Source organism: Acinetobacter sp. Ver3 (genome assembly GCF_000632455.1).
Lineage (GTDB): Bacteria > Pseudomonadota > Gammaproteobacteria > Pseudomonadales > Moraxellaceae > Acinetobacter.
This window is the reverse complement of record NZ_JFYL01000012.1, coordinates 13,235-34,761: the sequence shown is the minus strand read 5'-3', so window position 1 is coordinate 34,761 and position 21,527 is coordinate 13,235. Positions and strand designations below refer to the sequence as shown.

The 21,527-nt window shown below is 38.9% G+C and carries 20 protein-coding genes; 7 read left to right on the top strand and 13 right to left on the bottom strand.

All coding sequences use genetic code 11. The features are described 5' to 3' along the window. Positions 1–421 precede the first annotated feature (421 nt). On the top strand, positions 422–910 hold the full coding sequence (locus CL42_RS05355; protein WP_035265884.1) for a rhodanese-like domain-containing protein: 489 nt from the start codon (positions 422–424) through the stop codon (positions 908–910). A 64-nt stretch (positions 911–974) separates the two neighbouring features. Here the strand turns inward: CL42_RS05355 and CL42_RS05350 are convergent, their stop codons facing one another. Beyond that, the gene (locus CL42_RS05350; RefSeq protein ID WP_035265883.1) at positions 975–1,400 is read right to left on the bottom strand and encodes an OsmC family protein; all 426 of its coding nucleotides are present in this window, start codon (positions 1,398–1,400) and stop codon (positions 975–977) included. A 149-nt stretch (positions 1,401–1,549) separates the two neighbouring features. Between CL42_RS05350 and crp the strand changes: the two genes are divergently transcribed. Further along, positions 1,550–2,263: a cAMP-activated global transcriptional regulator CRP gene (crp, locus tag CL42_RS05345; RefSeq protein ID WP_035265881.1), complete on the top strand. Its 714-nt coding sequence runs from the start codon at positions 1,550–1,552 to the stop codon at positions 2,261–2,263. A 159-nt stretch (positions 2,264–2,422) separates the two neighbouring features. Continuing rightward, entirely contained in the window at positions 2,423–3,472 is a 1,050-nt protein-coding gene (locus CL42_RS05340) for an NADP(H)-dependent aldo-keto reductase (protein WP_035265879.1), read from the top strand. A 117-nt stretch (positions 3,473–3,589) separates the two neighbouring features. Here CL42_RS05340 and CL42_RS05335 read toward each other — a convergent pair whose 3' ends face one another. The 5 genes from CL42_RS05335 to gap form a co-directional block, all read right to left on the bottom strand. Continuing rightward, entirely contained in the window at positions 3,590–4,366 is a 777-nt protein-coding gene (locus CL42_RS05335) for a M48 family metallopeptidase (protein WP_035265878.1), read from the bottom strand. 102 nt (positions 4,367–4,468) lie between these two features. Beyond that, positions 4,469–4,777: a hypothetical protein gene (locus tag CL42_RS05330; protein ID WP_035265876.1), complete on the bottom strand. Its 309-nt coding sequence runs from the start codon at positions 4,775–4,777 to the stop codon at positions 4,469–4,471. 138 nt (positions 4,778–4,915) lie between these two features. Next, positions 4,916–6,235, bottom strand: a complete 1,320-nt coding sequence (locus CL42_RS05325; protein WP_035265875.1) for an adenylosuccinate synthase — start codon at positions 6,233–6,235, stop codon at positions 4,916–4,918. A gap of 70 nt (positions 6,236–6,305) precedes the next feature. Beyond that, positions 6,306–7,472, bottom strand: coding sequence for an ATP phosphoribosyltransferase regulatory subunit (locus CL42_RS05320; protein ID WP_035265874.1), 1,167 nt, complete (start codon positions 7,470–7,472; stop codon positions 6,306–6,308). A gap of 227 nt (positions 7,473–7,699) precedes the next feature. Next, complete coding sequence (gap, locus tag CL42_RS05315) at positions 7,700–8,731, bottom strand: type I glyceraldehyde-3-phosphate dehydrogenase (protein WP_035265873.1); 1,032 nt, start codon at positions 8,729–8,731, stop codon at positions 7,700–7,702. A 368-nt stretch (positions 8,732–9,099) separates the two neighbouring features. On the opposite strand from gap, the gene alaS reads away from it, so the two are divergent. The 3 genes from alaS (at position 9,100) to csrA (ending at position 13,638) form a co-directional block, all read left to right on the top strand. Beyond that, on the top strand, positions 9,100–11,793 hold the full coding sequence (gene alaS / locus CL42_RS05310; protein WP_171076753.1) for an alanine--tRNA ligase: 2,694 nt from the start codon (positions 9,100–9,102) through the stop codon (positions 11,791–11,793). A 65-nt stretch (positions 11,794–11,858) separates the two neighbouring features. Then, positions 11,859–13,139 carry an aspartate kinase gene (locus tag CL42_RS05305; protein WP_035265871.1) on the top strand — a complete coding sequence of 427 codons (1,281 nt, stop codon included), beginning with the start codon at positions 11,859–11,861 and terminating at the stop codon, positions 13,137–13,139. A 244-nt stretch (positions 13,140–13,383) separates the two neighbouring features. Continuing rightward, positions 13,384–13,638: a carbon storage regulator CsrA gene (gene csrA / locus CL42_RS05300; protein ID WP_035265869.1), complete on the top strand. Its 255-nt coding sequence runs from the start codon at positions 13,384–13,386 to the stop codon at positions 13,636–13,638. 66 nt (positions 13,639–13,704) lie between these two features. Here the strand turns inward: csrA and rnhB are convergent, their stop codons facing one another. Together rnhB and CL42_RS05290 are read right to left on the bottom strand one after the other, a co-directional pair. Beyond that, positions 13,705–14,271 carry a ribonuclease HII gene (rnhB, locus tag CL42_RS05295; protein WP_035265924.1) on the bottom strand — a complete coding sequence of 189 codons (567 nt, stop codon included), beginning with the start codon at positions 14,269–14,271 and terminating at the stop codon, positions 13,705–13,707. A 66-nt stretch (positions 14,272–14,337) separates the two neighbouring features. Then, entirely contained in the window at positions 14,338–14,688 is a 351-nt protein-coding gene (locus CL42_RS05290) for a hypothetical protein (protein WP_035265866.1), read from the bottom strand. Positions 14,689–14,922: 234 nt separating this feature from the next. Between CL42_RS05290 and CL42_RS05285 the strand changes: the two genes are divergently transcribed. After that, positions 14,923–15,480: a cytochrome b gene (locus CL42_RS05285; RefSeq protein ID WP_035265864.1), complete on the top strand. Its 558-nt coding sequence runs from the start codon at positions 14,923–14,925 to the stop codon at positions 15,478–15,480. Between the two features lie 12 nt (positions 15,481–15,492). Here the strand turns inward: CL42_RS05285 and CL42_RS05280 are convergent, their stop codons facing one another. From CL42_RS05280 to CL42_RS05265, 5 genes are all read right to left on the bottom strand, one after another. Then, positions 15,493–15,816: a hypothetical protein gene (locus tag CL42_RS05280; RefSeq protein ID WP_228133230.1), complete on the bottom strand. Its 324-nt coding sequence runs from the start codon at positions 15,814–15,816 to the stop codon at positions 15,493–15,495. 130 nt (positions 15,817–15,946) lie between these two features. Then, on the bottom strand, positions 15,947–16,945 hold the full coding sequence (locus CL42_RS05275) for an adenosine deaminase (RefSeq protein WP_035265862.1): 999 nt from the start codon (positions 16,943–16,945) through the stop codon (positions 15,947–15,949). A 73-nt stretch (positions 16,946–17,018) separates the two neighbouring features. After that, entirely contained in the window at positions 17,019–18,338 is a 1,320-nt protein-coding gene (locus CL42_RS05270) for an NCS2 family permease (RefSeq protein WP_035265860.1), read from the bottom strand. 450 nt (positions 18,339–18,788) lie between these two features. Then, a complete protein-coding gene (locus tag CL42_RS17235) occupies positions 18,789–18,905 on the bottom strand; it encodes a hypothetical protein (RefSeq protein ID WP_092766106.1) in 117 nt (38 codons plus the stop codon). Positions 18,906–19,141: 236 nt separating this feature from the next. Next, positions 19,142–21,346: an OsmC domain/YcaO domain-containing protein gene (locus CL42_RS05265; protein WP_035265923.1), complete on the bottom strand. Its 2,205-nt coding sequence runs from the start codon at positions 21,344–21,346 to the stop codon at positions 19,142–19,144. Between the last annotated feature and the right edge of the window lie 181 nt (positions 21,347–21,527).

The window sequence follows — 21,527 nt, the reverse complement described above, 5'->3', positions numbered from 1 at the left end:
TTTGGTACTTGCTTAGTTAATGGGTGAGAAGCGTCATATTTCAAGTCGGTTTTTTAATTATTTTCTTAAATTTCAATTATTTAAAAAATAAAGATAGATTATAATTATAATATTTGTGCTGCTCATACATTTTTCAATACCACTTCACAATTTTTTCATGGTGATTATGATATTTATCTACTATTCACTACATATGACAAAGAAAATATATTCTCAGTAAACGGTCATTATTGTTCTCAAATCATCACATAGGAGTACGCCGAACTTATATCGACCTAATCGGTACATGTTGTGCAAAATCATTCAATATGAATTTATAAGATAAACAATCAATTTTATATTTATTTAAAGAATATAGATAAAACTTATAATAATCACCGTTTTCCATAAACGGATGATTTAATCATTCAGGCATACTTACATGAATCATTTTATAAATCTCTCAGAAAATAAAGTCCATCAAGATAAAATTAAATTTATTTTATCTGAAGCAAAAAAAAATGTAGAAGATCATACACTCCTCTTTGCAGGCTCTTTAAAACCCCAAGATGCGTGGCTTTTGTTCCAATCCCAACAAGCGATCATTATTGATGTCAGAACACATGAAGAGCGAAAATTCGTAGGTTATGTCGAACATTCTGAACATATTCCTTGGCTCACAGGCATCTCACTTGAACGTAACCCTGAGTTTTTAGAGAAGTTACAATCTTTTGTTAATGCATATGACATCATTTTGCTCATGTGCCGTAGTGGAAAGCGCTCTGCAGCAGCAGCGAGTGTGGCGTATAACGCTGGTTTCACAAACGTATATAATATCGATCAAGGTTTTGAAGGTGATTTAGATCCCAACTCCCATCGTGGTACTTACAATGGCTGGCGATTTCATAATCTGCCATGGGTACAAGAGTAAAATTGATTCGCTCAACTTACATAAAAAAAGCAACCTTAAGGTTGCTTTTTTTAACTCGATAAAATCAAGCTTCGGCTTCAATGATTTCAAAATCATGTGTAATTTCAACACCGCCATCTGAAAGCATTTTACTTGCTGAGCAATATTTTTCTGCAGATAGCTCAACCGCTTTAGCGACTTGCTTTTCTTTAATTGCTTTTCCTGTAACCACAAAATGCAAATGTATCTTCGTGAAAACCGCAGGAATTGTGTCTGCCCTCTCAGCTTTCAACTGACATTGAACACCAGTCACATCTTGTCTAGATTTTTTTAATATGGTCACAATATCAAACGAAGCACACCCACCAAGCCCCATTAAAATGAGTTCCATCGGACGTGGACCACGGTTTTCACCACCGTAAGCTTCAGCACCATCCATGATAATTTGGTGACCGCTTTCAGATTTTGCTTCAAAAGCAACATTCTCTAACCAATGTACGCTAGTATGCATTGCAACTACCTAAAAAAAACTATAAATTTACTTAGGACTGTACACTAGCATATATTGAGCTGATAAGGAATTTCACCTCTTATGCTTCACGTGGCAAGTTTATTTAGGTCTAAAGATCTAGTTACTATCCAAATCGGAATTTAAAAAGCATGACTTCTAATTTTTCACAACTTAGTACAGATGCTTTGTCGCCAGGTCAATTACCTGAATCTGTCAAAGCTTTGCTCAAGCGTGCGCACATCAATAGATTTCCAAAACGAACTTCAATTATTGATGCGGGCTCAGAGTCGAAATCTCTGTATCTAATTTTAAAAGGGTCGGTTTCAATTATTTTACGTGAAGATGATGAACGTGAAATTGTTGTAGCCTATTTAAACCCAGGGGACTTTTTTGGAGAGATGGGATTATTTGAAAGTAATCCTCAGCGTACTGCAGAAGTACGTACACGTGATGTATGTGAGATTGCTGAAATTTCATATGCTAACTTCCATGAAGTAAGTAAGCAGTATCCAGATCTTAGCTATGCGGTGTTCGCACAGCTCGTTCGTCGCTTAAAAAATACAACTCGAAAAGTAACTGACCTAGCATTTATTGATGTATCGGGTCGTATTGCACGTTGTTTAATCGACTTGTCAGCTCAACCTGAAGCAATGATTCTTCCAAATGGACGCCAAATTCGTATTACTCGTCAAGAAATTGGTCGTATTGTAGGTTGTTCACGTGAAATGGTTGGTCGTGTTCTTAAAACACTTGAAGAGCAAGGCATGATTGAAACTGATGGTAAAGCTATCTTAATTTTTGATTCATCATTAGAAGCAGTAAATTCTGTTGAAGAAGACTTTGACAACAATGATGATGAATAAATTTTCATCTGATCTACATTCAAAAAAGCAAATCTGACGATTTGCTTTTTTATTGCCTTTTTTCTGAAAACTTTCGAATTTATTTTACATACGTTTTGAAGCTTAGATTCGGTATGATTTCAATATATCAGCTTAAAAAATACAGCAAGGATGTTTAGCATGAAATTTAATCGACTTGGGCAAACAGATATACACGTTCCCGAAATTTGTTTAGGAACAATGACCTTTGGTGAGCAAAATAGCCAGTCCGAGGCTTTCCAACAACTGGAATATGCACTCGAGCGGGGGTTAAATTTTTGGGATACTGCAGAGATGTACCCAGTACCACCTAAAGTCGAAACTCAAGGAGCGACGGAAGAAATTATCGGCAATTGGATTCAGCAGCGCGGCCAACGTGATCAACTTTTTCTTGCTTCAAAAATTGCAGGTCCAGGCCAAGGTGGTAGCAATATTAGAGGCGGCACAACTCGCTATACTGCCAGCGACATCAGCTCAGCCTTAGACTCAAATCTTAGACGCTTAAAAACTGACTATATTGATCTTTATCAGCTGCATTGGCCTCAACGCCCAACCAATATGTTTGGTCAATTGGGTTATACCAATCACCATGCTCACAGTACACTAGATATCACACCACTCGAGGAAACCTTATCTGCCCTTCAAGCGGAAATTAATAAAGGCAGAATTCGTTATATCGGACTCTCCAATGAGACACCATGGGGAACCATGAAATTTTTACATTTAGCAGAAAAGTTAGGGCTGTCTAAATTTGTTTCTGTACAAAACCCCTATAACTTATTAAATCGTACCTATGAAATCGGCATGTCGGAGATTGCTAAATTTGAAGGCATCGGTTTACTGGCCTATTCACCACTCGCTTTTGGCTATTTAACAGGAAAATTTAGACATGGTGCGAGACCTGCAAATGCCAGAGTCACCTTATACTCTAGATTTTCGCGTTATAGTAATCCTGAAAGTGAATGGGCAACTGAACAATACGCACTCTTAGCAGAAAAACATGGACTGACATTAACGCAATTAGCGTTAGCTTTCATTAAGCAGCAGTTCTTCGTGACCAGCACAATCATTGGTGCAACCGATTTAAATCAACTCAAAGAAAATATTGATGCTTTTAATGTGTCATTGTCAGAAGAAATACTTCAGGAAATTGAGATCATCCATAAACAACAGCCAAATCCAGCACCTTAAGTGTCTAATAAATTCGATTTCAATACATTTGAATCAAAGCCATACTGTGATAACAATTTACTGAGTGGTGAATATAAAAAAAAGGATGCTAACGCATCCTTTTTTAGCTTTATTCTTTTAACGGCGACTTTGGTTATAAATCGCTTGAGCTGCAGGTAAGTTTTTACGCATCGCCTCAATTCGTTGAGCATTTGAAGGGTGTGTTGATAAGAAAGATGCATTGCCACCATTACTTGCTTTAGCCATTTTCTCCCATAATGTAATCGCTGCTTGTGGGTTATAACCAGCTCGAGCCATTAACATTAATCCACCCTGATCAGCACGGCTCTCCAAGTTACGTGAATAAGGCAACCCTACACCCAGTTGAGAACCAATTTGTGCAACTGCTGCGCCACCTTGACCTACCCCAGCTGCACTTAAACCAACACCTAAAGCCAAGTCAGTTAAAGCTTGAGCACCCAATTTGCTTTTTGCATGCTCTTCCAAAGCATGGATCATTTCATGTCCCATGATGGCCGCAATTTCAGCATCTGTTAAATTTAAACGTTCCACAATACCTGTATAAAAAACAACTTTACCACCCGGCATGACAGAAGCATTTAATTCACTTGATTTAATTACAGATACCTGCCATTGGAATGGCTGACCCGTTTGATTCATTTGATCAGCATATGGACGCAAACGATTGTAGACATTGGTAATACGCTTATAGGTATTTGAGCTTGTATCCAATAAGCCCTTGCTGCGAGCTGTATCAATGGCTTGCGAGTAACTTTGTGCAGCAGCTGCATTTAATGTCGCTGAGTCCGCACCCGCCATATCCGCAAATGTTGTACACCCTGAAATCGAGATCACCGCAGATGCTGTAAGACCGAGCAATAATTTGTTCTTCATTATAATGTTCCAATCTACTTGAAAGTACTTGTTCATAATTATAGACAAACTCAACTAAGCTTAATATCTCATTTTTCTTCACTTTTTTATTTGTTATGTAATTTAGTAAACAAATTGATAGCTGATCCAAAAGACCAAACAAAAAATATTAAGCACGAGATAGGTTTGACTCCACGGTTTTAAATGAGTTTCAAGCTTCTCATCTTTACGTTTAAAAAATAAATAGGTGTTCTGAATTAAAATAATAGGGACCAATATGCAAGCGATCATAATCGACAGCCCAATAAAGACTTGGTAAACCACATCTTCGGCTACTGTTTGAGATCGAATTATCATCATCGCAATCGTGGGTGCCCCCCCCATTGCAAATAACAACGAATAAAACATTGTTCCAGAAATATTTTTATGCATCCTGCACACTCTATTATTTTATACATTCGATTTTAACAATCTCTAAGATTCAGCACAGCCTAATTTTTATACAACTTTGGTCGTTGTTTAGATCAAAAAAAGCCCTGTGATATCACAGGGCTTTTTTAAAACTTTTAATTAAGCTTCAAACGGGTGACGAAGAATAATAGTTTCATCACGGTCTGGACCAGTTGATACGATGTCGATTGGACATTCGATTAACTGTTCAAGTCGCTTAATATAGTTGATTGCTGCTTCTGGCAATTGGTCTAAAGATTTAGCACCAAAAGTAGACTCAGTCCAACCAGGCATTGTTTCGTAAATTGGTTTTAAAGTTTCAAATGCAAGTGCATCAGAAGAACCTACGCAGCCCGAATCTGCAGCTTCATAACCTACACAGATTTTGATTTCTTCTAAACCATCAAGAACGTCAAGTTTAGTCAAGCAAATACCCGAAAGTGAGTTTACTTCTACTGAACGACGAAGGATTTCAGCATCGAACCAACCACAGCGACGTTGGCGACCAGTAGATGCGCCAAATTCTGAACCTACAGTACCAAGGTGCTTACCAATTGCATCACCAACATCGTTTGCAGCATCATAAACCAACTCAGTTGGGAATGGACCTGCACCTACGCGAGTTGTATAAGCTTTGGTAATACCCAATACATAGTCAAGGTGTAATGGACCAAGACCAGAACCAGAACTCACACCACCAGCAGTCGTATTTGAAGATGTTACGTATGGATAAGTACCATGGTCAACATCAAGAAGTGAGCCTTGAGCACCTTCAAACATGATGTTGTCACCATTCTTACGATATTTATGCAATTCGCCAGTAACATCAACAACCAGTGGAGCAACAACTTCACGCCATTGATCACATAACGCAAGCACGTCTTCAAGCTTAACCGCTTCTACACCGTAGAATTGTGTTAATTGGAAGTTATGGTATTCAAGTAACTCTTCAAGCAATGCTTTAAGATGATCACCACCACGCACTAAATCAGCGACACGAACCGCACGACGTGCAACTTTATCCTCATACGCTGGACCAATACCACGACCTGTTGTACCAATCTTGGCATTCCCACGTTTTTTCTCACGTGCTTGGTCTAATGCAATATGGTTTGGCAAAATTAATGGACAGTTTGGAGAAATACGTAAACGTTCTTTAACTGGCACACCTTGCTCTTCAAGAATCGTCATCTCTTTGATTAACGCTTCAGGAGAAAGCACTACACCGTTACCAATTAAGCAAAGTACGTTTTCACGTAAAATACCAGATGGAATGAGGTGTAAAACAGTTTTCTTACCACCTACGACGAGAGTATGACCTGCATTGTGTCCACCTTGATAGCGAACAACTGCAGCCGCTTGATCTGTGAGCAGGTCAACGATTTTACCTTTACCTTCGTCGCCCCATTGGGTACCAAGTACCACAACATTCTTGCCCATAATAGCCTCATTGCATCATGCTGTTAAAATTGAAGAACATGATTTGAAATTTAGTATTCAAATCAGGTGATTAAATCTGTTCGAGTTTCCACTCACCCGCTTGATTCACCAACTGGTGAGTCGCGTTAGGTACTGAATTCAACTCATCTTGACCAAGCAACTGCACAACGCTTTTACCTTGATCACGTAATCCTTGAATTGCTTTGACTAGGTCAGCATTATTGCCCTTAGGTGCAACGATCACTTCCAATGCTTTAAATTGACCAGCGCTTAAAGCGTATAAGTCACATGAAAAGCCAGTTGCTGGACGTGCACGACCAAAATGCTCACCAATACCATCATAACGTCCACCTTGAGCTAATGGCGCAGCACGATTTGGTGCATACACTGCATACATTAAGCCAGTGTGATAGTGATATGAACGAAGCTCTACTACATCGATACCAATATGCAGATTTGGCCAACGTTGCTGAATCGCATCTTGTGTGCTTTGAACTGCATTAAATGCTTCTTGGAATGCCGAATCTTCTAAGATTTCTTGGCTTAAATGTGATTTTAAAGCGACTAAATCACTTGCATAACGACCAAGCGAATAAAAATCAGATCCGAATTTAAGTTGTTGCGTATATTCAGCAAGTTCTGGCAATGCTTTACGCTGATATAAATCAGATAGATGCGACTCTGTAGCTTTGTTCAATCCTGCATGTTTGACTAAGCTACGGAATAGACCAACGTGTCCAATATCTAAATGGATCGCCTCAGTTACACCTGTATTTTTTAATAATTCCAACATGACATCGATCATTTCGACGTCAGCATCGATACTGTCTGAACCAAACAACTCAGCACCGAGCTGTAAAGGCGCACGTGTGGTATTGAAACCTTGTGGTTTGGTATGAAGTACCGTTCCAGCGTAGCAATAGCGTGCAACACCTTCAACTGGATACACGTGTGCATCTATACGCGCCACCTGAGGCGTCATATCTGCACGCACACCAAGTAAACGACCTGAAAGTTGATCGATTACTTTAAATGTGGCTAAGTCTAAATCTTGATTCGATTCTGAAAGAGAAGATAGAGATTCGATGTATTCAATAAATGGCGTGTACACCAATTGATAACCTCGAGCTGCGAGGAAATCTAACGCGGTACGACGCAAAGTTTCAATAACTTGCGCTTGCTCTGGTAATACATCAGCTACACCATCAGGTAATAACCATGTCTCTGAAATGGGCATGTTGTAAACCTAAATTCTGTCAGCGCGGAACAAATCCGCATAAAAAAATCGGGAACACACCCGATTTCTCCTAGTCTATCACGATCAACCCCCATGTGCATCAGACTTTTAAATAATTAAATCGGAATTTTAGATTATTCATAAGCTTCGATTGGTAATTCTGAACGCACTAGCAGTTGATCTATGTTATAGACATAAGCCTTTATAAAAGACACAGCATTTCAGTTTCATGACTGATCTGGAAATGAATGACATAAATCCAGTAAACGATTGGTATATCCCCATTCATTATCATACCAAGCATAGACTTTAGCTTGCTTCCCGACCACCATGGTTTGAGTTAAATCTACAATGAGTGAAAATGGAGAATGATTAAAGTCAGATGATACTAAAGGCTCATCTGTTACCGACATAATTTCCGAAAATTGCTCTCGTGCTGCTGAAATTAACGCTTCATTTAACTGATGGTCTGTAATTGGCTGTTGCGCTATAAATGTCAAATCAATAGCTGCCACATTAATGGTAGGAACACGAATTGAGTAACCGTCTATTCGCCCTTCCATTTTTGGCATGACACGTTTGATTGCACCTAGAGCAGATGAAGTCGTTGGAATAATGTTTTGCCCAGACGCCCTCGCACGACGTAAATCGCGGTGAACGTGATCTAAAACGGATTGATCCGCTGTAACAGCATGAATTTCTGTCATTAACGCACTTTCTATGCCAAAGGCATCGTCAATAATTTTGACCAGAGGAACCAATGCTTGTGTCGTACATGAAACACTCGAAATAATCTGATCCGTAGTTTTAACCTCTTTATGATTTACCCCGTAGACGATTGCCGCATCAACCGTATCAAAAGGTGCAGCCCCAATTATCACGCGTTGAGCGCCAGCATTGAGATGGCGTGTCGCTTCTGCTCGAGATCTAAATAAACCAGTACACTCTAAAACAACATCAACGTTTAAACGCTTCCATGGTAGTTGATCTGGTTCTGTTTGACAGTGAACTTCAATAGATAATTTTTTTTGATAGGCATAAATATTGAGAAATACTTGCTCTGCCACATAACTCAACTCCACTTCCCCATGAAATCTTCCATGTGTGGTGTCATATTTAAATAAATGAATTAAAGTTTCTACATCAGCCACATCATTAATCGCAACGATTTCAAAATTGAATTGCTTTGGATTTTCAAACCAAGCTCTTAAAACATTTCGCCCGATTCGTCCAAATCCGTTAATTGCGATACGTTGCATATGTAACCTTCAACTCTTTAATACAAGTTCTTGAAAGCTCTATGTTAAAGTATTTCTAAACTATACAGTAATAAATAATGGTCTTATGACTACTCAATATTTTTGATTGATCTTCGTACGAGATACACAGCTTGAGCATTTAAGAATCGTCTCAACAACGTTAATGCTTAAAATTCCACCTAAAACCAGAATTAAAGAGAATTGTCATTAAAACACTTTAAAATCATTGGTACAGGTTGCAAATTCCGTTATAATTTGGCGTTTTTAAACTTTTAGCCCGGTATGCTGGGGTGAATTTTATTGTGAATTCGCACTTTATTTCCCAGACATATTATTTGCCAATACAGAATTAATGGAGTGACTTGGTTGTGAGTACTCGTTTTATGACATCAGCTGAAATTCGTGAAGCATTTTTGCGTTACTTTGAATCGCAAGGCCACACACGTGTCGCGTCGAGTTCTCTAGTTCCTGCCAATGACCCAACTTTGCTCTTTACAAATGCTGGTATGAACCAGTTCAAAGATTGCTTCTTAGGCCTAGAAAAACGAGATTATGTACGTGCAGTGTCATCACAAAAATGTGTTCGTGCTGGCGGTAAACATAACGACTTAGATAACGTGGGCTACACAGCTCGTCACCATACGTTTTTTGAAATGTTAGGTAACTTCTCTTTCGGAGATTACTTTAAACGTGACGCGATTAAATTCGCTTGGGATTTCTTAACCAATGAAAAATGGTTAGGCCTACCTAAAGACAAATTATATGCAACGGTTTATCACACTGATGATGAAGCATTCGACATCTGGAACAAAGAAATCGGTCTAGATGAGTCTCGCATTATTCGTATTGGCGACAACAAAGGCGGTCAATACGCTTCAGATAACTTCTGGGCAATGGGTGACACAGGTCCTTGTGGTCCATGCTCTGAAATCTTCTTTGACCATGGCGATCACATTTGGGGTGGTTTACCAGGTACACCAGAAGAAGATGGCGACCGTTTCATCGAAATTTGGAACAACGTATTCATGCAGTTTAACCGTACTGCTGATGGCGTACTTCACCCTCTTCCAGCACCTTCCGTTGATACAGGTATGGGCTTAGAGCGTATTTCTGCTGTTTTACAACACGTAAACTCAAACTACGAAATCGACCTATTCCAACATTTGCTTAAAGCTGCAGCTGAAATTATTGGTTTAGATACTGCTGAACTTGAAGCGAAAGCACAAGCTGAAGGCAAACCAGTTGAATACCCTGCGTCTTTAAAAGTAGTTGCAGATCATGCACGTTCATGTTCATTCTTGATTGCTGATGGTGTAAACCCTTCAAACGAAGGCCGTGGTTATGTACTACGTCGTATCATCCGTCGTGCAGTACGTCACGGTAACAAATTGGGTGCGACAGGTTCATTCTTCCACAAAATGTTAAAGCCTTTAATTGAGGTGATGGGCGCTGCCTATCCTGAACTTGAAGCACAACAAGCGCGTATTGAAGCTCAACTTTTAAAGGAAGAAGAGCAATTTGCTAAAACCTTAGAACAAGGTTTGAAATTGCTTGAAGGTGAACTTGCGAACTTAAAAGGTTCTGTAATTCCAGGCGAAGTGGTCTTCAAACTTTACGACACGTACGGCTTCCCAACTGACCTTACAGCGGATATCGCACGTGAACGTGATTTAACCATTGACGAAGCTGGTTTTGAAAAAGAAATGGCTGCTCAACGTCAACGTGCACGTGATGCGGGTAAATTCGCAATCGACTACAACAGCGTTGTAAAAGTTGAAGGCGAAACTCAGTTTGACGGCTACGATGCAACTGCTGGTGAGGGTCAAATCATCGCAATCTATAAAGATGGCGAACAAGTTGATGAAGTCGTTGAAGGTGATGAAGCTTTAATCGTTCTAAACCAAACACCTTTCTATGCAGAAAGCGGTGGTCAAATCGGTGATACAGGTATCTTTAAAAACGATACAGGTATTTTCGAAGTTCAAGACACGAAAAAATCTGGTGGTGCGTTCGTTCACCAAGGTATCGTGACCATGGGTAACTTTAAAGTTACTCAAAATGTAGAAGCAACAGTTAAAGCAGACATCCGTGCAGCAACAGCACGTAACCACTCTGCGACTCACCTTCTACATGCTGCACTTCGTCAAATCTTGGGTTCACATGTTCAACAAAAAGGTTCATTGGTTGCTTCTGACGTGTTACGTTTCGACTTTGCCAATGATCAACCCGTGACATTTGAACAGATTCAAGAAATTGAACGTCTGGTAAATGCTGAAGTGATTGCCAATACGCCTGTAACAACCGAACTCCTTGACATCGAATCTGCAAAAGCTAAAGGCGCGATGATGTTGTTTGGTGAGAAATATGGCGAAGAAGTTCGCGTACTTTCTATGGGTTCAATCATTGAAGAGAAAAACTTCTCGATCGAACTTTGTGGCGGCATTCACGTAAAACGTACAGGTGACATTGGTCTGTTCAAAATCACTTCTGAAGGCGGTGTTGCTGCAGGTGTACGTCGTATTGAAGCAGTTACAGGTTCGAAAGCAATTGAGGTGGCTCAAAAAGCTGATCGAGACATCAACACGATTAATGGCTTATTGAAAGCACAAAAAGATCAAACGATTGAGAAAGTTGAAGCCTTAGCGGACACAGCATCAAGCTTACAAAAGCAAATCGATCAATTGAATCAAAAACTTGCACATTTACAGGCGGGTGAACTACTTAGCCAAGTTAAGGAAATTGCAGGTCGCAAAACGTTAATCACGACTGTTCAAGGTATGGATGCAAAATCACTTCGCAATCTACACGACGGCGTGAAATCAAAATTAGAAAATGCTGTGATTGTCCTTGCAGGTGTAGAGGGTGACAAGGTGAGCTTGATCGCATCTGTAGCTAAAGACTTCACAGCTTCTATAAAAGCAGGTGACATCATCAAACACTTAGCAACTGAGCTTGGTGGTAAAGGTGGTGGTAAGCCTGATTTGGCACAAGGTGGCGCGCCACTTAACGAGAAGTTTGCTTCCGTCATGGCAGAATTAACTGCTTGGCTAGCTGCAAAATAAAACTTCACCTTTTGTGTAACTGACCTTGAACAACTCTTCAAGGTCATGGTTTATATGGAACAACTATGGCATTAATCGTTCAAAAATATGGCGGTACTTCAATGGGTACTCCTGAGCGCATTTTAAATGTTGCTCGTCGTGTAAAGCGTTGGCATGATCACGGCCACAAGGTTGTGGTTGTTGTATCAGCAATGAGTGGTGAAACCAATCGCCTACTCGCTTTAGCGAAAGCCATTACCGACACCCCTGACCCACGAGAATTAGACCAAATGGTTTCTACGGGTGAACAGGTAACGATTTCAATGTTAGCAATGGCACTGAATTCTATCGGTGTGGAAGCTAAATCTTTGACTGGACGCCAAGTTGGTATTAAAACTGACAGCTCATTCACAAAAGCACGTATTGAATCAATTGATACAGATGTCATGACTGAACAATTAGATGCTGGTCGTGTCATCGTTGTTGCAGGTTTCCAAGGTTTTGATGCTAACGGCAACACAACAACTTTGGGTCGTGGTGGTTCTGATACCTCTGGCGTTGCATTAGCAGCTGCACTCAAAGCGGATGAATGTCAAATTTATACAGATGTGGATGGTGTATATACAACAGATCCACGTGTTGCACCAAAAGCGAAGAAAGTTGATCGTATTTCTTTTGAAGAAATGCTCGAAATGGCTTCTCTTGGTTCTAAAGTTTTACAGATCCGTTCTGTTGAGTTCGCGGGTAAATATCAAGTCCCTTTACGCGTACTCTCTAGCTTCGACAATGAAAATGATGGCGCATTTGACGAAGAATTCAAAAACAACGTCGGAACACTTATCACTACTGAATTGGAAGACAAAATGGAACAGCCAATTATCTCTGGTATCGCATTTAACCGTGACGAAGCTAAATTAACTATCTTAGGTGTGCCTGATCTTCCTGGTATTGCATCTAAAATTTTAAAACCGATTGGTGATGCAAATATCGAAGTGGATATGATCATCCAAAACGTTGAAGAAGATGGTACAACTGACTTCACATTCACAGTCAATCGTGGCGAACTTGCTAAAGCGAAAAAAATTCTTGAAGAAACTGCTCAAGCAATCGGTGCTCGTGAAGTTGCAACACGTGATGATATTGTAAAAGTATCTATCGTAGGTGTTGGTATGCGCTCTCATGCTGGTGTTGCAAGCAAAATGTTTACAGCACTTGCTGATGAAGGCATCAATATCCTGATGATTTCAACTTCTGAAATCAAAATCTCTGTTATTATTGAAGAAAATTATTTAGAGCTTGCTGTTCGCTCACTTCACACTGCGTTTGGTCTTGACCGCGAACATGGCGAGTCTAGCGCACGTGCTTAATTTTCTGTCATGAGTTAGCAGAAACAATGCATACTTGATGAAGAAATATTCAGAGCCACTATAGTTTTTCCTATAGTGGCTCTGTTATATTAGGTCTAGAGGTTTATGGGATAATTTCAATAGTCCTGTGCGAATGGTTAAATTCGTCACACTTATCTATTAAAATATTTCGTGGTGCCGAGGTTGTTATTTTCACTTTTTGAAAAAACTATCGCAGGTTTAGCGTTTAAGCAAGGAGATAAACATGCTGATTCTCACCCGTCGTGTTGGTGAAACATTAATGATTGGGGATCAAGTCAGTGTCACTGTACTTGGTGTAAAAGGTAACCAAGTGCGAATTGGTGTGAATGCGCCTAAAGAAGTATCTGTACATCGTGAAGAAATCTATCAACGAATTCAACATGAACGTGCGATGCATGAGCACTTGCAACATCTTGACCAAGATTACCAACCTTCTTACGAAGAAGAGAATTACACTCAAAATGATTTCAATCGTTGATTAGAAATGATTTTGTGACTAAAGCGGCTAAATTTAGCCGCTTTAAATTTTTGGTGTTTAAGCTGTTTAAAGTCCCAATGATTTGCGTACTGGACCAAAACTACGCCTGTGCTCTTCAACCACGCCAAACTGTGCAATAGCTTCAAAATGAGCTTTGGTCGGGTAGCCTTTATGTTTTGCAAAACCAAACTGAGGATATTTAGCATCAAGTTCTAACATTTGATGATCACGTGTCACCTTAGCCAGGATACTGGCAGCAGAAATTTCTGGATGTAATGCATCTCCTCCAACTACAGCATCACAACTCATACTCAATCCTTGGGGAATTTTATTACCATCAACCAATACATGTTGTGGTTGCACAGTCAATTGTTCAACGGCACGACGCATTGCCAACAACGAAGCATTCAATATATTGAGTTCATCAATTTCTTGATGACTCGCTTCAGCTATAGCCCAAGCTAGTGCTTTTTCTTTGATCTCTATAAATAATTTTTCACGTTTCTTTTCACTGAGTTTTTTAGAATCATTTAACCCAAGAATCGGATTGTTAGGATCCAAAATTACAGCAGCCGCAACGACCGATCCCACCAGTGGACCGCGCCCTGCTTCATCAGCACCAGCAATCATCATCATTTTCCTAATTTATCCTTAAAAAAATAGGCCGATCAAAATCAGCCTATTCATATATCTTTAAAATTAACGTACAGCTTCAGCTACACATTCATTAATAGTTTTAGTCACGATATTGCTGACGATTGTTGCACGTGCTGTTGGATCAATTGCTGCTGTAGCCAAATCAACCGTAGTTACGCTTTGAGGAGCTTTTTCACTTACACATCCACAAATTTCACCTTGGATATTTTCTTTCTGCTCTGCAGTCATTAATTTCGTTGCAGTTTTCCAAGCAGAAATATTGTTCAATTCAGTTGTGCATTTTGCATTGATCGCAATTTTAAGTGCAGCCGAACCTAACTGTTGAGTGGTATTTGCTGCAGGTGATGATGTCCCTGTTGTACCTGTAGCACAAGCTCCGAGCACCAATGTCATTGGTGCGAGTAAAGCGATTAATTTTTTTCACAGTATTGTCCTTATGATCTTACGAATTGAGCTATTTTGCCTAATGTAACATCATGAAGAAATAGATTTTTTGTATTTCCCGACTATATGTTCAGTTATAAATCGCATTCCGTTGCATATTTTCAACACTGTGTCCCATTTCAATACTTATAAATAATTTATGCTTAAATTATTATGTGCGAAATTCAATCATAAGTTTATATCATGAATAATAAATCCAAATATTACACACGTACAGCTCAAGTCTTGCATTGGGTCATGGCGATTATTTTTATCACGGCGTGGGCGATCGGCTTTTATAGCGGCAATTTTTTAAGTTATGAAGTAGATGGTAGCTTCAAAGGTGACGTCATCACGCTTCACAAAAATATTGCAACCACAATTATTTTTCTGGTCGTGGTTCGTATCTTTTGGCGCTACACTCATCCTGCACCCGAGTTACCAGAGACAATGTCTCCCCTCATGAAAAGACTCGCACATTTAGGGCATCTTGGACTTTATTTTATGCTTCTGGCTTTACCAATTACGGGTTGCTTATGGAGTTGGAGTCTCGGCTACCCTGCACCAGTATTATTCTTATTTGATCTACCCGCTTTAATAGGTGAGAATCCTCAAGTAACTGAAATTGTAAAACCACTTCATATTTGGATTTCTTGGGCTGCAGGTTTACTTTTACTCGGACATATTGCTGCGGCATTAAAGCATCACTTTATAGATAAAGATCATGTCTTAGACAGCATGACCAAACAACCTAAAGATTGATTGAGTACGGCTCTAAATTTCTGAGTTAGATTTAGAGCTAATCACACATGCTTTTAGGCTATTCAACATGGCTTTTCGAATGACTTCTTGCTTGATATCTTCGTTAACTGTTGCTTTGGCAAGTTCCTGAGCCGGAATATCTTTTAAAGCATGATTTGATACACAATCACAGGTTTCTAATTTTAATTTCTTTTTGTTTTCTTCATTCATTAAATATGTCGTTATTTTCCATATTTTTGAATGGTCGACTTCACGCTCACATTGATACTGGATGACAGGCTTTAATATACGCTGTGTCAATGTCGTATTTGCATTCGCGATAACTACGGGCAACATTAGCAGACTCAAGCAAAACAAAGACTTCAATTTCAACATCACATTCGGCTCTATTGTTTAAAGCATATTAAACCAAAGGTGGGATTTTGCCCCCACCTTCCAGTATTTCACATAAACAAGTTTAACTGTTTTAAATTGCGAGAATTTTATCTTTCCACTTTTGTTTTTGCACATCGGAAATAAACGATGCTTCAAATGAATTTATAGCGAGTTGCTTTAATTCATGATTTGTTAAATCTAAGGCCTCAGCAATCGCAATAAAGTTATCATTCATATACCCACCGAAATAAGATGGATCATCTGAATTGACGGTTACATGCACACCCTGCTGTAACAAACGGCGAATATTATGATCTGCCATATCATCTACAACACAAAGCTTTAAATTTGATAATGGACAAACCGTTAAAGGCATTTTTTCAGCAATCAAACGCTCCAACAACTTTGGATCTTCTTCAGAGCGTACGCCGTGATCAATACGATTCACTTTAAGTACATCCAAAGCTTCCCAAACATATTCTGCTGGACCTTCTTCACCTGCATGAGCAACAACCAAAAATCCTTCATCACGTGCTTTTGCAAATACCCTTTCAAATTTAGAAGGTGGATGCCCAACTTCACTTGAATCTAACCCTACCCCAATAATTTGGTCTTTGTAAGGTAAAGCTTGTTCAAGTGTTTCAAATGCTGCCTCTTCACTCAAATGACGTAAGAAACACATAATCAAATGCGTTGTGATGCCTAATTTTACCTCAGCATCGTGGCAAGCTCGTTTTAAGCCTTTAATTACCGTTTCAAATGACACACCACGATCCGTATGGGTTTGCGGATCAAAAAACATTTCAGTATGAACCACTCGATCTTCTGCACATTTTTCAAAATATGCCCATGCAAGATCATAAAAATCTTGCTCATTGATCAATACATTCGCACCTGCATAGTAAATATCTAGAAATGATTGCAGATTGTGAAAATTATAAGCCTGTTTGACTTCTTCAACTGATTGATATGGGATTGCAATTTCATTGCGCTGAGCAATGGCAAACATCAACTCAGGTTCAAATGTCCCTTCAATATGGACATGAAGCTCAGCTTTAGGTAAAGCTTTAATTAACTCAACACGGTTCATTGCTACTCCTCATGAAACCAAAAAATAAAAAGGGTGCAAACTGAGTTTACACCCTTTTAAAAACTGTTAAAAATTAGCCGCCAAACATTGCAAATTTTAGCGCCCATAATACTGCGATAATCCATACCATATATGGTACTGTAGATGCTTTACCTGTAAGTAACTTCACCAATGCATAACTGATAAAGCCCATGGCAATACCATCAGCGATTGAGTAAGTGAACGGCATAAACACGATCGTTAAGAAAGCAGGAACCGCTTCAGTAATATCATCCCAATCAATATGCGTAATTCCCTGAATCATCAATACCCCTACAAAGAGTAAGGCTGGTGCAGTTGCAAACCCAGGAACAGATTGAGCTAACGGTGCTAAGAACAAACAAGCAATAAAAAGTAAGCCAACTATTACCGCTGTAAGACCTGTACGCCCCCCTGCTGCTACACCCGCAGAAGACTCAATATATGGTGTCGTTGATGATGTACCTAATGCAGCACCAGCAACAATCGCTGAAGAGTCTGCAAACAGAGCTTTCTTTAAGCGTGGCAATTTACCATCTTTGAGTAAACCAGCACGATGTGAAACACCAACCAGCGTTCCTGTTGAATCAAATAGATCAACTAAGAAGAACACAAAAATTACACCGATTAAACTTGCGGTAAATAAGCCTTCAAAATCCATTTGCATGAATGTTGGTGCAATTGAAGGAATTTGACCAACCACACCTTTAAATTCACTCAATCCTAGGAATGTTGAGATTGCAGTCAACACTAAAATACTAATGATAATCGCACCACGTATTTTAAAGTGATGCATAACAACAACCATCAAAAAACCGAATAAGGCTAAGAGAACGGTTGGTTGTTTTAAATCACCTAAACCCACTAGAGTCGCAGGATTATCCACAATGATGCCAGCATTTTTCAAAGCGATTAATGCTAGGAATAAACCAATACCACCACCAATAGCCAATTTTAAAGACATTGGAATGGCATTCACGATAGCTTCACGAATTTTAAACATACTGATCGCGATGAAGACCAGACCAGACACAAATACCGCAGCTAAAGCGGTTTGCCAAGGCACACCCATTCCTAAACATACGGAATAGGTGAAATATGCATTTAAGCCCATACCCGGAGCCAATGCGATTGGGTAATTGGCAATAATACCCATGACAAAACAACCAATTGCTGCTGCCAAACATGTCGCAACAAATACCGCACCATGATCCATTCCTGTTTCAGACAGAATCATTGGATTGACAATGATGATGTAGCACATTGTCAGGAATGTCGTCATCCCTGCAATCATTTCAGTTCGAAAAGTTGTTTTGTTTTCGCTTAGTTTAAATAAGCGTTCAAGCAAACCCGCTGAAGAATTTGGATTTGTCATTGTCGAGCCCCTGCTTAAGATCGAGCGAGTCGTAAAAATTATTTAGATCATTTATTCAATGATTCATTGGCAAATGTAGCTCAGATGACGCATTCAATAAACGTACCAAAATGACATTTCCGATAAATTGAAGCACAATTAAAAAAGCTGCAATAAAGCAGCTTTGATATGATGATCTATCAATTGAACAGTCGCTAGACAATTCGATCTATCGGGATATATTTTTAATTATAACATAGACTGAATTTGAAGGGCTGAATACACAGTCATAGGTTATAAAGCGCAAAAATTTAATCTTTATTTAAATTATGTTAAAAAATATAAATTTAAATATACCCCTTAAAAAATAACTGATGATTTTTAGATCATTTAATTTTAAATGGTAAATAGATTAAGCTTGCTGACAGTGAATACTTTCTAAATTTGCATTCTCACCGATCAGCATGAACTTTATTTCATTTGGAGGTATTCCCAAATCAGGTAACCTAATCCAAAGCCTAGACAGGAATACGCAGTAATAATAAAGAAAACGAAACTTGCTTTATTCTTTTTTTTCAAGAAATTCATAATGTTCGCCTTAAGTTAACTCGTCATGCACTATGATAATGCATTTAGCAAATAATACTAGTGAAATAGAATTATTTTCCTTAAATATCAATAAATTACTATTTTTAATAAATACTATCAGTACTTTTCATAACCACTTCATTTTATTATAAAAAAATTGAATATCCCACCTAAATGCATCAATTTTCAGATCTTTAAAATAAAAAGGCCACTCTTCATAGTGGCCTTTCATTCGATCAGTTTTGTTGAGAAACAAAACGTGCTCTGGCAGCATGAAGCTTCTTATAGCTCTCAATAAGTTTTAAATGACGATCGAGGCCTTCGAGTTGCATATTGGTTGGCGTTAATCCATAAAAACGTACATCACCTTCGATTGAGCCTATTGCAGCATCGACTCTCTCATCACCAAACATACGTCTAAAATTTGGTTCGTAGTCCTCAATTTCCATCTCTTCATCTAACAATACTTCTAATACAACATCCATGCATTGATAGAATAAACCGCGTTCTACAGTATTGGTGTTGTATTGTAAGAACTGTTCTACTTGGTCTTTCGCTTCTTCGAAATTTTCCAAAGCTAAGTTAATCAATAATTTTAATTCAAGAATAGTTAACTGACCCCACACCGTATTATCGTCAAATTCAACACCAATCAAGGTAATAATATCGGTATAGTCATCCACTTCAACTTCTTCAAGTTTCTCAAGCAAAGCTTCGAGCTGTTCATTATCCAAACGATGTAAATTAAGAATATCTTCTCTAAAGGCTAAAGCTTTATTGGTATTGTCCCAAACCAGATCCTCAACCAAATACACCTCAGAATATCCTGGCACCAGAATTCGGCATGCAGTTGCACCTAAATGTTGGTATACAGCCATGTAAACTTCTTTACCCATCTCTTTTAGGATATTGAACATCTTTTCAGCTTCTTCAGCATTTGTATTTTCACCCTGACTGGTGAAATCCCACTCTACGAAATCATAATCAGATTTCGAACTAAAGAATCTCCAAGATACAACGCCCGATGAATCAATAAAGTGTTCCACAAAGTTATTTGGTTCTGTCAGTGCATGGCTATTGAAAGTAGGACGTGGTAAGTCATTTAAACCTTCAAAACTACGACCTTGTAAAAGTTCGGTAAGGCTGCGTTCCAATGCAACTTCAAAGTTTGGATGAGCCCCGAATGATGCAAAAACACCACCCGTTCTTGGATTCATTAATGTCACGCACATGACTGGGAATTTCCCACCTAATGAAGCATCTTTGACCAGCACTGGAAAACCTTGCTCCTCAAGCCCCTTAATACCCTCAACTATTTTTGGGTACTTTGCTAGAACATATTCAGGTACATCTGGCAGGGTAATTTCACCCTCTAAAATTTCGCGCTTCACCGCACGCTCAAATATTTCAGATAAACATTGTACTTGTGCTTCAGCCAAGGTATTTCCTGCGCTCATACCATTTGACAGATACAAATTTTCAATCAAATTTGAAGGGAAATATACAATTTCACCGTCTGACTGGCGCACAAATGGTAACGAACAAATACCTCTCTCAGTATTTCCAGAATTTGTATCGTACAGATGTGTACCTAATAACTCATCTTCAGGATTGTAAATTTCAAGTGTATATTCATCTAAAATTTCTGATGGCAATTCACCATTTGGACCTGGTTGAAACCACTTTTCATCTGGGTAATGCACAAATTCAGCATTTGCGATTTCTTCACCCCAAAATTGGTCGTTATAGAAGAAATTACAATTCAAACGTTCAATAAACTCGCCTAATGCAGATGCTAAGGCACTCTCTTTCGTTGAACCTTTACCATTGGTAAAGCACATTGGCGCTTGTGCATCGCGAATATGTAAAGACCATACGTTTGGCACTATATTCCGCCAAGACGCAATTTCAATCTTCATCCCTAAGCCCGCCAAAATTGCAGACATGTTGGCAATCGTTTCTTCAAGCGGCAAATCTTTGCCCGGAATAACAGTCACATTTTCCTTGGCAATATTTGGCATAAGTAAAGCTTGAGCATCCGCATCAATGCTTTCAACTTCCTCAATAACAAATTCTGGACCTGTTTGAATCACTTTTTTTACAGTGCAACGGTCGATTGAACGTAAAATACCTTGTCGATCCTTATCAGAGATATCTGAGGGTAATTCGACTTGAATTTTAAAAATTTGTTTATAACGGTTTTCTGGATCAACAATATTATTTTGGGATAATCGAATATTTTCTGTAGGAATATCTCGTGCAGCACAATACACCTTTACAAAATAAGCTGCACATAATGCTGAAGACGCAAGAAAATAGTCAAATGGGCCTGGCGCAGATCCATCACCTTTATAACGAATAGGTTGATCGGCAATAACCGTGAAATCATCGAACTTTGCTTCCTGTCGAAGATTGTCGAGATAATTGACTTTGATTTCCATGCGGGCACCTACAGAACTTATCCAAACAGCTAGATAAGTTAAAAATAAATTAAAACGCATTGTAATCAGAAATGCTTGCAAATTGAATGAAAGTTTTTTAAATCCTCCCCTTAAGCTCTCTCTAATTGGGCGTAATCAGTATTTTATTTACAAAAATTTTAACAAAAAAAAGCTGGTACCG